This is a genomic window from Caloramator quimbayensis (genome assembly GCF_900167605.1).
Taxonomy (GTDB): domain Bacteria; phylum Bacillota; class Clostridia; order Clostridiales; family Caloramatoraceae; genus Caloramator_B; species Caloramator_B quimbayensis.
This window is the reverse complement of the sequence record NZ_FUYH01000012.1, coordinates 72,643-86,086: the sequence shown is the minus strand read 5'-3', so window position 1 is coordinate 86,086 and position 13,444 is coordinate 72,643. Positions and strand designations below refer to the sequence as shown.

General features: G+C 33.2%; 11 protein-coding genes and 1 other annotated feature. Of the genes, 10 read left to right on the top strand and 1 reads right to left on the bottom strand.

All coding sequences use genetic code 11. The features are described from left to right. The first annotated feature begins 48 nt into the window (after positions 1 to 48). Complete coding sequence (locus B5D15_RS09245; RefSeq protein ID WP_078696834.1) at positions 49 to 1,440, top strand: MBL fold metallo-hydrolase RNA specificity domain-containing protein; 1,392 nt, start codon at positions 49 to 51, stop codon at positions 1,438 to 1,440. Positions 1,441 to 1,499: 59 nt separating this feature from the next. Beyond that, positions 1,500 to 1,717: a binding site (T-box leader), on the top strand. A 48-nt stretch (positions 1,718 to 1,765) separates the two neighbouring features. Beyond that, on the top strand, positions 1,766 to 3,487 hold the full coding sequence (locus B5D15_RS09240) for a glutamine--tRNA ligase/YqeY domain fusion protein (protein WP_078696833.1): 1,722 nt from the start codon (positions 1,766 to 1,768) through the stop codon (positions 3,485 to 3,487). A 67-nt stretch (positions 3,488 to 3,554) separates the two neighbouring features. Here B5D15_RS09240 and B5D15_RS09235 read toward each other — a convergent pair whose 3' ends face one another. Next, positions 3,555 to 4,151 carry a protein kinase gene (locus B5D15_RS09235; RefSeq protein WP_078696832.1) on the bottom strand — a complete coding sequence of 199 codons (597 nt, stop codon included), beginning with the start codon at positions 4,149 to 4,151 and terminating at the stop codon, positions 3,555 to 3,557. A gap of 112 nt (positions 4,152 to 4,263) precedes the next feature. Between B5D15_RS09235 and B5D15_RS09230 the strand changes: the two genes are divergently transcribed. The 8 genes from B5D15_RS09230 (at position 4,264) to prdD (ending at position 13,441) form a co-directional block, all read left to right on the top strand. Then, positions 4,264 to 5,139, top strand: coding sequence for a tRNA 2-thiocytidine biosynthesis TtcA family protein (locus tag B5D15_RS09230; RefSeq protein ID WP_078696831.1), 876 nt, complete (start codon positions 4,264 to 4,266; stop codon positions 5,137 to 5,139). 98 nt (positions 5,140 to 5,237) lie between these two features. Beyond that, the gene (dapB, locus tag B5D15_RS09225) at positions 5,238 to 6,041 is read left to right on the top strand and encodes a 4-hydroxy-tetrahydrodipicolinate reductase (protein ID WP_078696830.1); all 804 of its coding nucleotides are present in this window, start codon (positions 5,238 to 5,240) and stop codon (positions 6,039 to 6,041) included. Between the two features lie 37 nt (positions 6,042 to 6,078). Further along, on the top strand, positions 6,079 to 7,827 hold the full coding sequence (gene prdR / locus B5D15_RS09220) for a sigma-54 dependent transcriptional regulator PrdR (RefSeq protein ID WP_078696829.1): 1,749 nt from the start codon (positions 6,079 to 6,081) through the stop codon (positions 7,825 to 7,827). A gap of 330 nt (positions 7,828 to 8,157) precedes the next feature. Beyond that, positions 8,158 to 9,465: a proline reductase-associated electron transfer protein PrdC gene (gene prdC, locus B5D15_RS09215; protein ID WP_078696828.1), complete on the top strand. Its 1,308-nt coding sequence runs from the start codon at positions 8,158 to 8,160 to the stop codon at positions 9,463 to 9,465. 18 nt (positions 9,466 to 9,483) lie between these two features. Then, the gene (gene prdA, locus B5D15_RS09210) at positions 9,484 to 11,604 is read left to right on the top strand and encodes a D-proline reductase (dithiol) proprotein PrdA (protein ID WP_078696827.1); all 2,121 of its coding nucleotides are present in this window, start codon (positions 9,484 to 9,486) and stop codon (positions 11,602 to 11,604) included. Positions 11,605 to 11,619: 15 nt separating this feature from the next. Beyond that, positions 11,620 to 11,880: a CBO2463/CBO2479 domain-containing protein gene (locus B5D15_RS09205; protein WP_179122248.1), complete on the top strand. Its 261-nt coding sequence runs from the start codon at positions 11,620 to 11,622 to the stop codon at positions 11,878 to 11,880. Next, positions 11,880 to 12,605 carry a D-proline reductase (dithiol) protein PrdB gene (gene prdB, locus B5D15_RS09200; RefSeq protein ID WP_078696825.1) on the top strand — a complete coding sequence of 242 codons (726 nt, stop codon included), beginning with the start codon at positions 11,880 to 11,882 and terminating at the stop codon, positions 12,603 to 12,605. The genes B5D15_RS09205 and prdB overlap by 1 nt, the downstream gene beginning before the upstream one ends. 71 nt (positions 12,606 to 12,676) lie before the next feature. Continuing rightward, positions 12,677 to 13,441 (top strand): proline reductase cluster protein PrdD, encoded by a 765-nt coding sequence (gene prdD / locus B5D15_RS15780; RefSeq protein ID WP_078696824.1) that lies wholly within the window; start codon positions 12,677 to 12,679, stop codon positions 13,439 to 13,441. Positions 13,442 to 13,444: the final 3 nt, after the last annotated feature.

The following is a 13,444-nucleotide window of genomic DNA, read 5'->3' as shown; positions in this document are numbered from 1 at the left end:
AAATAGTTATGTGATATAATTAAATAAGAATGGTTAAGGGGGATTTTTATGAAAATAAAGTTTTGCGGTGCGGCAAGAACGGTTACGGGTTCCTGTTGTTATATTGAAACATGTAAAAGAAAGTTTTTAATAGATTGCGGAATGTTTCAGGGAAATAAAGAGGAACTTAACAAAGAGGACTTTCCATTTAATCCCAAGGAATTGGATTTTATTATTCTAACTCACGCACATATAGATCATTCCGGAAGAATACCTCTTTTAATTAAAAAAGGTTTTAAAGGAAGCATATACTGTACTTCTGCAACTTCAGAGCTTGTAAATATAATGCTAAAGGACAGTGCTCACATACAGGAAAAGGAAGCCCTTTGGGACAACAAAAAAAGATTGAGAAAGGGTCTTGAAACCGTTGAACCTCTATATAAAATGGAAGATGCTGAATTGGTAAATGAGTATTTATTTCCTTTATCCTATGAAAAGATTGAAAGAATTGATGAAAATATAAGCTTTATCTTAAAGGATGCAGGACATCTTTTAGGTTCTTGTTTAGTTGTTTTGAAGATAAAAGAAAATGGTAGAATAAAGACGATAACTTTTACAGGAGATTTAGGCAATTTTAATATACCGATTATAAGGGATTATGAATATATAGATGAAACTGATTATTTAATAATTGAATCAACCTATGGAAATAGAATACATGAAGCGGAAAAAGAGTCGGAAGATTTATACAATATAATAATTGATACTATAGAAAGAGGCGGAAATGTAATAATTCCTTCCTTTGCAGTAGGAAGAACTCAGGAAGTATTATATCTTCTTAATTATTATATCGATATTGAAAAAAGAAAAAGGCTAAAAAATATTGAAATTTATTTGGATAGTCCTCTCGGGATTCAGGCTACAGAAATATTTGAAAAACATAAAGAATGCTATGACGAGGAAGCGCTGAGATTATTAAATAATGATATTGATCCTATAAACTTTGATAATTTAAATATTATAAAAACTTCTGAGGAATCTATGGCTTTGAATGAAAAAAAAGGAGTAGTAATTATATCCTCAAGCGGAATGTGTGAAGCAGGCAGAATAAAACATCATCTTAAACACAACATCTGGAGAGAAGAATCATCTATAGTTTTTGTAGGATATCAGGCTGAAGGAACTTTGGGAAGAAAAATACTTGATGGAGCTAAAGAGGTCAGTATATTTGGAGAAAAGATGGTTGTAAAAGCAAAAATTCACAGCATACAGGGACTTTCTGGGCATGCAGATGTAAATGGTATATTAAATTGGGTTAAAAATATTAAAAATGGAGTTAGGGAAAGTATTTTCATAATCCATGGGGAACCTGAAGCGCAGGAAAGTTTAAAAGATAAACTAAAAGTCATATCTAATGCTGATATTTTAATACCCGATATGTTTGATGAATATAATATATAAATTTTAGCTAAAGTATCTTGACATATTTTTTATAATAATACTATAATTGAAATAAATATATTCATGCGATGAAAAGGATAAGTAGGTAGAAGTACCATTCAAGAGAGCCGGTGATGGTGGGAATCCGGTATGGTTTTTTATTGAAACAGGCCTTTGAGCACTGGATTGAAAAAGGGTTAGCCAAGTAAATCCGGCGGTTTCTCCCGTTAAAGAGAGTATAAAGTGGGCATTGCCAAAATAGGTGGTACCGCGGAAGCTAAAACCTTTCGTCCTATATCAGGATTAAAGGTTTTTTTGTTTATACATAAAAACAGGAGGTTTTAAAATGGTGGATAAAATTAATAATGAAGAAGTACTCAATGATGAAAACTCTAAAAAAACTTATTCCAATTTCATTCAGGATATAATAAATAAAGATATGGAGGAAAATACCTATGGACAAAAGGTACATACCCGTTTTCCTCCAGAGCCGAATGGCTATCTTCATATAGGTCATGCTAAATCAATATGCCTTAATTTTGGAATAGCACAGTACAATAATGGACTGTGCAACTTAAGATTTGATGATACAAATCCAAGCAAAGAGGATACTGAATATGTTGAATCCATAATGGAAGATGTTCGCTGGCTTGGTTTTGACTGGGGAGACAGAATGTATTATGCCTCGGATTATTTTGATAAGCTATACGAATTTGCTGTGGAGTTAATTAAAAAAGGAAAGGCATATGTGTGTGATTTAAGCGCTGATGAAATAAGAGAATATAGAGGAACTCTAACACAGCCTGGAAAAAACAGCCCTTATAGGGATAGAACGGTTGAAGAAAACCTCGATTTATTTGAAAGAATGAAAAATGGAGAATTTCCCGATGGTTCAAGGGTTTTAAGAGCAAAGATAGATATGTCATCTCCAAACCTTAACATGAGAGATCCGGTTATATATAGGATTTTAAGGGCAACCCATCATAGAACAGGTGATAAGTGGTGCATATATCCTATGTATGATTTCGCTCATCCTCTTTCAGATTATCTTGAGGGTATAACGCACTCTATATGTACTCTCGAATTTGAAGATCACCGTCCTCTTTATGACTGGGTTTTAAGAGAACTTGAACTCAGAAATCCTCCAAAGCAGATAGAATTTGCAAGGCTTAACCTCAATTATACTGTTATGAGCAAAAGAAAACTTTTAAAGCTTGTAAAGGAAGGTTATGTTGACGGCTGGGATGATCCAAGGATGCCAACTATTTCAGGTCTTAGGAGGAGAGGATATACCCCTGAGTCTATAAGGGATTTCTGCAACAGGATAGGTGTAGCAAAGGCTGACAGTATAGTTGATATTGGAGTTTTAGAGCATTGCATAAGGGAAGATTTGAATAAAAGAGCTAAAAGAGTAATGACTGTCCTAAGACCTCTTAAAGTTGTAATAGACAATTATCCTGATGATATGGTTGAGGAGTTTGATATAGAAAACAACCCAGAGGATTTAGAGGCAGGCACGAGGAAGGTTCCTTTTTCAAAGGTTATATATATTGAAAAGTATGACTTTATGGAAAATCCTCCAAAGAAATTCTTCCGCCTTACTGTTGGGGGAGAGGTTAGACTTAAAAATGCATATTTTATAAAATGCAACAGTGTTGTTAAGGATGAAAATGGTGAAATAGTAGAACTTCATTGTACTTACGACCCTGCTTCAAGAGGAGGAGAATCTCCTGATGGAAGAAAGGTAAAGGGTACTATACACTGGGTATCTGCACAGCATGCTATTGATATTGAGGTAAGGCTCTATAATAATCTGTTTACAGCTGCAAACCCATCGGATGATACTGAAGGTAAGGAATTTACAGATTATATAAACAAAGATTCCTTAGAAGTTTTAAAAGGCTGTAAAGCTGAGAGAAGCCTTTTAAATGCTGATTTGAAAGAAAGATATCAGTTCCTTAGAACAGGTTATTTTTGCCTCGATTCAAAATATTCAAAAGAGGGCAGTTTAATATTTAACCGTGTTGTAGGATTAAAGGATACCTGGGCAAAGATATCAAAGGAATAATTAAGATATATTAATACTTTATGTTATTTAGCCCATAATACTTTAAAGCTGTATTATGGGCTATATATTAATCGCTTTCTTTTAGACTATATGTGTTTTTTATATAATCTGTAATCTTATCAATCCAAGATTTATATAAATCCGGTTTATACTCATAAAGCTCGGAAATAAATATGTTTAATACACCAAGATTATATAGACCTTTAACTAAATGCCTTGGGAAATCTCTGTTTTTTGTATAGCATTTTTTAGGATCTATAACCATTACTGACTCATCAGATTTAACTATAATATCTTTACAGCGTATATCCTGTTTTGAAAAATTAAGTTTCTTAAATTCTATAAGAAGGTTAATTAAATTTTTAGATAGTTTTCTGCTAAGTCCATTTCTTTTAATGTATTTGTTTAATGGTATACCCTCAACATAGTCTCTTATCATATAGTTGCCGCACATTCCGTATACTCTTGGAAAATATTTATTATTATTTATCCTTTCAAGTATTTTGTATTCACGTTCGCAGCTGTATGTTTCAAAGCATATTTTTATAACCTTTCCTTCGGGAAGAAGATAGACCATTCCATTGTGACCTTTTCCGAGAAATTTGCAGTCGAGAAGATTAATATCAAATTTTTCTATATATTTTTTATATAATCTATTTCCCATGCTATCTCCCTAAATTCAGCATTTGTATATATTATGAGTTATTATAAGGATTTGACAATAATAAAATATGCTTTACAATAAATAAAGTAAAAATAGTATGGGAGGAGATATTTTGAGCGGAATATCAAACAGCAGATGTAAAGTATTAATCCCAGATAATGAAAGAAAGCCTCTTTTTGAAATAGAAAGAAGCATAACAACAAAATTCAGACATCATATATGGGGAAATTTTATAAAGGCAGTTTCTGAATACAGTTTGATTGAAAATGGAGATAGAATTGCAGTTGCGGTATCTGGGGGTAAAGACAGCCTTCTTATGGCAAAACTTTTTCAGCAATATAAAAGAACTAAAAAAGTTGATTTTGAAATTGAATTTATAGTAGCTGATCCTGGATATCATGAAAGCATAAAAGAGCTTTTAATTGATAACTGCAATTACTTAAATATTCCTATACATATTTATGAATCGGGAATATTTGAGATAGTAGATAGAATTGCAAAGGATTACCCATGCTTTATGTGTGCAAAAATGAGAAGAGGTGCACTTTATTCTAAAGCTAAAGAACTTGGATGCAATAAGCTTGCTTTAGGACATCATTTTGATGATGTTATTGAAACGGTACTTTTAAATATTTTTTATACAGGATGCTTTAAAACTATGCTTCCTAAATTGAAATCAAAAAATTTTGAAGGTATTGAGCTTATAAGACCCCTTTATTTAATAAAAGAACACTATATTGAATGTTATACCAAAGAAAGCGGCATTATGCCTATAAATTGCGCCTGTATGGTTGCTGCACAAAGAACAGGAAATAAGCGATATGAGATTAAGGATTTAATTAAAGATTTAAAAATAAAATATAAAGATATTGATAAATTCATTTTTAGAGCTACTCAGAATGTAAATTTAAATTCAATTTTAGGATGGCAGAAAAATGGTAATAAGTATTCTTACCTCGATTTTTATGATTTTAATGATGAAGAATAGTATTAAAAAAATATATAATTATCTTTATTTTTATTAAAAAATATTATACAATATTATATAAAAATAAAGAAAATTATGAAAATATATGGAGGATTATGATGAATATTGTAGTAATTGGTCCTGCTGGAAAAATGGGCAGGTTAATAGTTGAAGTTATTTCAAATAGAAACGACATGAAAATAGTTGGAGCTGTAGCACCAAAAGGAAGGGATTACATAGGAAGGGATGTTGGAGAAATAACAAAAATAGGGAAAAACCTAGGAGCAGTTGTAGTTGATGATATTGAAAAAATAATAGATAAGTGTGATGTGATAATTGATTATACATTTCCTGAAGTATCAATAAATGTCATAAAATCAGCGGTAAAGCATAAAAAGGCAGTTGTATGCGGTACTACTGGTTTTTCGCAGGAAGAAATAAACATTATAAAAGAATATTCAAATGAGATACCAATTGTACTTGCTGCTAATACATCAAGAGTTGTAAATCTTATGTATAAACTTCTCGAAATTACTGCAAAAACAATAGGAAACATTTCAGATATTGAAATTATAGAGATGCACGATAGAAACAAAAAGGATGCTCCAAGCGGAACATCTAAAGAAATGGGAAGTGTTATTGCGAAGGAACTTGGCAAAAAATTAGAGGATATAGCGGTATATGGAAGACGAGGAAAGGGTGAAAGAATTCCTAAGAGTATAGGCTATCACTCAATAAGATCCGGTGATATATCAAGCAGCCATACAGTTATTTTTGGTCTTTTAGGAGAAAGACTTGAAATTACTCATCATGCACATAATTGGGAATGCTTTGCTCAAGGTGCCTGTGATTGTGCTGCTTTTCTTCAAAATAAAAAAGCAGGATTATATACAGTAAAGGATGTTTTGGGTATTGAGGAGTAATTTTTTATACTTAGGACAACAGTAAGGGGGCTTTAAAATGATAGCAGACTTGTTTTTTAAGGTAAAGGATATAATGACAGTAGATTTTTTAAAAGCACTGCCAACTGAAAGCATTAACTCTGTTATGAATAAAATGATAAGAGCTTTTAAAGATGAAGTAATAGTTATGGATGAAAATGAGCATATTGTGGGACTATTTACAAAGTATGATTTATCAAAGATTAAAAAATTAGATGTAAGCTTTGATGAACCTATTGAAAAATATATAATAAAAGATGTTTTAGTAATAGGACCGGATTTTTCTGTTAAAGATGCAAGGGATTTGATGATAAAGAAAAACATTGGAAGACTTCCTATTGTTGAGAATGGAAAAGTAATAGGAATTTTAACAGCTAATAACATAAGAGATACCTTTTATATTAAGATGAATGAGCTTTTTGATTTTCAAAATAACATAATAGACAATATTCATGAAGCGATATGTATATCTGATAGCAAAGGCAATGTTATATATTGGAATAAAAGTGCTGAGAACCTATATAACATAAAATCTGAGGAGATAATTGGAAAGGATATCGCTGATTTTTTCCCTAATGCAATGACTCTTAAGGTTTTAAAGGAAAAAAAACCTATTGAAAATATGCAGCATGAGCCTGTAAAAGGGAAAAGCGTTATTTTGAGTGCAATACCTATATTCAATTCGAGCAATGAACTTATTGCTGTAGTTACAACTGATAGAGATATAACGGAAGTTGTAAATTTATCTAAGCAGCTTGAGAGTGAAAAGGAAAAGGTTGAATTTCTTGAAGATGCGTATAAAAAGGAAATTTCTAAAAAGTATAGTTTTTCAAATATATATGGGAAAAATAAAAAAATAATAGATGCAATAGCCCTTGCCCAAAGAGTTTCCCATACTTCAGCAAGCATATTAATAACTGGAGAAAGCGGTACAGGTAAAGAGGTATTCGCAAAGGCAATACATGAAGCGAGCGGCAGAACTGGAAATTTTGTTGCTGTAAACTGCAGCGCAATACCAGAGCAGCTCCTTGAAAGTGAGCTGTTTGGCTATGTTGAAGGAGCTTTTACCGGTGCAGCTAAAAAAGGTAAAATGGGTAAATTTGAGCTTGCTAACAACGGAACATTATTTCTTGATGAAATTGGAGATATGCCCTTTGAGATGCAGGCAAAATTATTAAGAGTATTACAGGATGGAATAATATACAGGCTTGGCAGTGAAAAGGGTATACCAACTAATACGAGAATTATTGCTGCGACAAATAAAGATTTAAAAAAAATGATGAAGGAAAACAAATTCAGAGATGACCTTTTTTATAGGCTTGCAGTTGTGCAGATTGAACTTCCTCCATTAAGAGAAAGAAAAGAGGACATAAAAGATTTAATAAATTTATTTATTAACCAAATGGCTGATGAAGAAGATATAAAAATAAACAGCATTGATAATTCTGTTTATGATGTATTAGAGAATTATAATTGGGAAGGCAACATAAGGGAACTTAAAAATGTTATACAAAGGATGGTTATTTTGTGCAATAACGGAAATATAACAATAAACTGCATTCCAGAATATATTCTAAACGTAGGAATACAAAAGGTTGAAGTTGAAGAAAATGAATACGATCTTCAAAAAATAGTTGAAAAGGTAGAAAAAGAAACTATAATAAAAATATTAAAATTGACGAATGGAAACAAACAAAAAGCAGCAAAAATGCTCAACATAAAGCGTACAACTTTATATTATAAGCTAAATCAATATAATTTATCGTAAATGCGAATACGTTTTTATAAAATGTTAAAAATAAAAATGTTAATATAATTTTTAAATGTCAAATATTCGACACGTGTGTCAAAATATAGACACTGTTATTAATTTAGCCTTTAAGACTGAAATTTACATGGTTCTTTATTATTAAAAGAAGCATGAATAAAAAATAGATGTCGGATATTTGACATTTTTATTTATAACTAATTAAATAAAAATTAATTCAATTGCTAATAATAATAGTTGTAATGCACATTATAAAAAAAATTAATATCAAAACAGTTTTGGCATGCAAATTGCAATATAAATATGTGAAAAAAAGATGGAGGTGATAAAGTGGCAAAATTATTTAGCTTCGCTTTAAAAATGCATGTAGGTGCACCTTCAGTACCTGTTGTAAAAGAAGGTCAGACAGTTAAAAGAGGAGAGTGTATAGCTGAGCCGAATGGTTTAGGCGCAAAGATTCACTCAAGTATTAATGGTACAGTAAGTAAAATTACTGATAGTGAAATAATTATTTCAGCTGATGAAGTACAATCATCAGATTACGTTAAGATTAAAGAATGCGATAATATAGTAGAAACTGTTTATGAAGCAGGAATTGTTGGTGCCGGTGGTGCAGGTTTTCCAACCCATATAAAACTTAAATCTCAAATTGAAGATGGGTATATAATAGCAAATTGCGCAGAGTGCGAACCAGCTCTTCACCACAACATAGAACTTCTTGAAAAAGATCCTGATATAGTAATTAGAGGTATTAGATATGCAATGAAAGCAACAAAGGCTCCTAAGGGCTATATTGCTATAAAGGGTAAAAACAAGAAGGCTATAGAAGCAATAAACAAAGCTCTAAATGGCACAAAGGATATTGAAATAAGAGAACTTCCTGATATGTATCCTGCAGGAGAAGAAAGAGCAGTAATCCATTCTATATTTGGAATATGGCTTGAACCAACACAGCTTCCTATAGAAGCAAAATGTGTAGTTTTAAATACTGAAACTCTTGCAAATATTACAAGAGCAGTTGAAGAAAGAAAGCCTGTTATTGATAAGGACATAACTGTAGTTGGAAAGCTTAAAAGCGGTATAAAGCCAAACGTATTTTTCCAAGTTCCAGTTGGAACTCCAATTAAAGACTTAATAGAGAGAGCAGGCGGAATTGATGGAAAATATGGTGAACTTATTGTTGGAGGTCCATATACAGGAACATCTCAGGATATTGAAAAAGCATATTTAACTAAAACATCTGGAGGAGCAATAGTAACAATTGAACTTCCAAAGTTTGAAGGACCTTTAGGACTTTTAGTTTGTGCTTGCGGTGCTAATGAAGCAAGACTTAGAGATCTAGCAGAAAAGATGGGTTCAAAGGTAGTTGGAGTTACAAAATGTAAAAACGTTGTAGAAATTAAAGGAGCAAATAAATGCTTAACTCCGGGAGATTGTCCAGGGCAGGCACAGGGTATAATGTACCTTAAAAAGCAGGGAGCAAAAAGAGTTCTCGTATCAAACTGCAGCGACTGTACAAATACAGTAATGTGCTGTGCTCCAAAGGCAGGACTTCCGGTTTACCATCATACAGATCATGTATTTAGAACAATCGATTATCCACTAACAAGAAGATTACCAATGGAAGAAAAAAAATAAAAAGGAGGCTGATTTTGAATGTCAATGAGTGCTGAACACGCACAGGAACTAAAAAATGAAGTTGCTGTTGTGTGCTGTAGAACAGAGGCAGGAACAATATTATCAGCAGAAAATCTGGAAGATCCAGCTGTATTCCCAGATCTTGTTGATTCAGGACTTTTAACAATACCTGCAAATACATTAAAGATAGGTCAGGTATTAGGTGCAAAACTATTAAAGACTATTGATTCATTAACTCCATTAACTCCAGATTTACTTGAAGGTGTTAAAGAAATAGAAGGTGGAGCTAAAGAGGAAAGCAAAACCGAAGAGCTTTCAGATGGAGATGCAAAAGCTGTTTTAAAGTACAACAAGACAGCAGGAGAAACAATAAAAGCTGAAGACTTAGAGAATCCAATGCATTTTGAAAAGCTTCAAGATTCACTTCTTGTTAACTTGGATTCAAAGGTTTTAACAAGAAAAGAAGTAATAGGTGCAACTCTTAAGGTTGATGCTGCAGCATTAACACCAATTACAGCGTCGATGCTTGAAGGATTTGAAGAAAAAGCTGAAGAAGTAAGTGCAGTTGAAACTGCGGCTCCAGCAGCTGCTTTTGGAGGAACATTAAAGATTAAAATTGCTGAAGGTAAGGGTATTGACATTGAAATACCATTATCAATAGCTGGCGCTGCAGCAAGTGCAAAAGCTCCAGTTTCTGTACCAGCAGTTAAATCAGAAGTAAAAGCTGTTGAAAAGGCAGCAGAAGCAGCTAAGCAGGAAGTTAAGCTTGAAGATAAAGTAGTAAGAAATCTTATAAAGAAACACTTTAAGATAGAAAAAGTTGAATTTGGCCCACAGACAAAGATTGAAGGAACAACTCTTTATATAAGAGAAGATATCTGTAAAGATGCATTGTTAGCAGATCATCTTGTAAAAGATATTAAAATAGATATAATAACTCCAGATAAGTACAACACTTACAGCGAAACTATAATGGACGTTCAGCCAATAGCAACTAAAGAAGGAGACAGCAAGCTTGGAAGCGGAGTTACAAGAGTATTAGACGGTGTAATCGTTATGGTTACAGGTACTGATGAAAACGGAGTTCAGATAGGAGAATTCGGTTCATCAGAAGGTATTCTTGAAGAGAATATAATGTGGGGAAGACCAGGTGCACCTGATAAAGGAGAAATATTCATAAAGACTCAGGTTACAATAGCAGCTGGTACTAACATGGAAAGACCAGGTCCTCTTGCAGCTCATAAAGCTACAGATGTAATTACTCAAGAAATAAGAGAAGCATTAAAGAAACTCGACGAAAGCCTTGTTGTTGAAACTGAAGAATTCGTTCAATACAGAAGACCTGGAAAGAAGAAGGTTGTTGTTGTAAAAGAAATAATGGGTCAAGGAGCAATGCACGATAACTTAATTCTTCCTGTTGAGCCTGTAGGAGTTCTTGGTGGAAAACCAAACGTTGACCTTGGTAATGTTCCAGTAGTATTATCACCTCTCGAAGTACTTGATGGAGGAATACATGCGTTAACATGTATAGGACCTGCATCAAAGGAATGTTCAAGACACTATTGGAGAGAACCTCTTGTAATTGAAGCAATGAATGATCCAGAAGTTGACCTTTGTGGAGTAGTATTCGTTGGAAGTCCGCAGATAAATGCTGAAAAGTTCTATGTATCAGAAAGACTTGGAATGCTTGTTGAAACAATGGATGTTGATGGTGCTGTAGTTACTACAGAAGGTTTTGGAAACAACCATATCGACTTTGCAAGTCATATTGAGCAGATAGGTATGAGAGGTATTCCAGTTGTTGGTATGTCCTTCTGTGCAGTACAGGGTGCCCTTGTTGTTGGAAACAAGTACATGAAATATATGGTTGACAATAACAAGTCAGAAGCTGGAATTGAAAACGAAGTTCTATCCTGCAATACACTTTGCAAGGAAGATGCTATAAGAGCAATGGCAATGCTAAAATCTGCTATGGCAGACGAAGAAGTAAAGGCTGCTGAAAGAAAATGGAATCCAAACGTTAAGGAAAGCAACCTTGAAGCAATTGAAAAAACTTATAACACTAAGATTGAAAGAGTTGAAAACGAAACTTCAATTCCAATGAGCCAAAAGAGACTTGAAAAATATTCAACAAAGTAATTTTAGATAGAAGGAATTAAAATGAAATACGGAGATAAAATTATTGAGATGCAGGGAATCATCGTTGAGGTTCATGATGGATGTGTCTCAATAGACCTTAAAGGAAGACTTGGGTTTTTGAAAATACCAATGAGGATGCTCATTACTGACTATCCTTTAAAGGTAGGCCAAGAAGTAGGCTTTAAAATGAGTTTTATAGAAGTATTATCTGAGGAGCCTAACGAAAAATATGTAAGCAATATTGAAATAAAAAAGAGAAAGGAAGGTAAGGATTGATGGCATTAACAGTTGTTAAGGGTTTACAGTCAGAAATATTTGTGCCAATAACACCACCACCTGTTTGGACTCCTGTAACAAAGCCTCTCAGTGAAATGAGAATTGCTTTTGCAACAGCAGCAGGTGTTCATTTAAAGTCAGATAAAAGATTCAATCTTGCTGGAGACTTTACCTATAGATTAATACCAGGAGATTGCAATTCCCATGATTTAATGGTATCCCACGGAGGATATGATAACGGAGACGTTAACAAGGATATTAACTGTATGTTCCCAATCGACAGATTGAGAGAACTTGCAGCAGAAGGATTTATAAAAGAAGTTGCACCTGTACACGCAGGTTTTATGGGTGGCGGCGGAAACCAGGAAAAGTTTAAGAATGAAACTGGTCCTGCTATTGCTAAAATATTAAAGGAAGAAAACGTTGATGCAGTAGTTCTAACTGCTGGGTGAGGTACTTGTCACCGTTCAGCTGTACTTGTACAGAGAGCGATTGAGGAATCGGGGATTCCTACAATAATAATTGCAGCATTACCACCAGTAGTTAAACAGACTGGTACTCCAAGAGCAGTAGCTCCGCTTGTTCCAATGGGAGCAAACGCTGGAAAACCAAACGATCCTGAAATGCAAAGAAATATATTAAAAGATACATTAAAACAGCTTATAGAAATTGACACACCAGGTAAGATAGTACCATTACCATATGAGTATGTTGCTAAGGTTTGATTACTAAAATATATCCTAAAGGAGAAACTAATAGTTTCTCCTTTAGGAAAATTTAAAAAGCGGTGGTATATATGTCAGATGAAAAAGTAATTAGAAGCCTTGTTATTAAAACTTTTCATATTAATAAAGTAGAATTTTCCAAAAAAACTTACATTGAAAATAAGGTTCTTTATATAAGAGATAATATAAAAGATTGTTTGATTGATAACGAACAAGCTTTTATAAAAGATATTACAATAGATTTAATATATCCCGATAATCATGATATGTTTGTTAATTCAATAATGGATTTTTCTCCAATTGCTACTAAGGTTTTAGGAAAAATGGGAGAAGGAATTACTCATGCATTAACGGGCGTATATGTTATGCTTACTGGAGTTGACGAAACAGGAATACAGGTTGCTGAATTCGGATCTTCGGAAGGAATATTGAAAGAACAGGTCGTATTTGGGAGAGCAGGTACACCTTCTAAGGATGATATTATAATCCATGTAGATGTTACATTAAAAGAAGGAATGGGTATTATAAGAGATGGAATTAATTCAGCTCACAGAGCCTGCGACAAACTTGTACAGGAAATAAGGGATTATTTAAAGAAAATGAATGGAAGATTATGCGATGAAAGGTACGAATATTCCGACATTATAAGACCTGAAAAGAAAAAAGTTGTAATTATAAAGCAGGTTGCAGGTCAAGGGGCTATGTATGATACACTCCTTTTTGCAAAAGAGCCTGGAGGATTTGAAGGCGGAAGGTCAATTATTGATATGGGAAATGTGCCGATAATAGTAAGCCCTAATGAATATAGGGATGGCGCATTAAGAGCCATGCATTAGGAG

Bases quoted from the DNA above. Each gene is read 5' to 3' on its own strand.
- B5D15_RS09245 (WP_078696834.1), top strand. From the start codon at position 49: ATGAAAATAAAGTTTTGCGGTGCGGCAAGAACGGTTACGGGTTCCTGT.
- B5D15_RS09240 (WP_078696833.1), top strand. From the start codon at position 1,766: ATGGTGGATAAAATTAATAATGAAGAAGTACTCAATGATGAAAACTCT.
- B5D15_RS09235 (WP_078696832.1), bottom strand. From the start codon at position 4,151: ATGGGAAATAGATTATATAAAAAATATATAGAAAAATTTGATATTAAT.
- dapB (WP_078696830.1), top strand. From the start codon at position 5,238: ATGAATATTGTAGTAATTGGTCCTGCTGGAAAAATGGGCAGGTTAATA.
- prdR (WP_078696829.1), top strand. From the start codon at position 6,079: ATGATAGCAGACTTGTTTTTTAAGGTAAAGGATATAATGACAGTAGAT.
- prdA (WP_078696827.1), top strand. From the start codon at position 9,484: ATGTCAATGAGTGCTGAACACGCACAGGAACTAAAAAATGAAGTTGCT.
- prdD (WP_078696824.1), top strand. From the start codon at position 12,677: ATGTCAGATGAAAAAGTAATTAGAAGCCTTGTTATTAAAACTTTTCAT.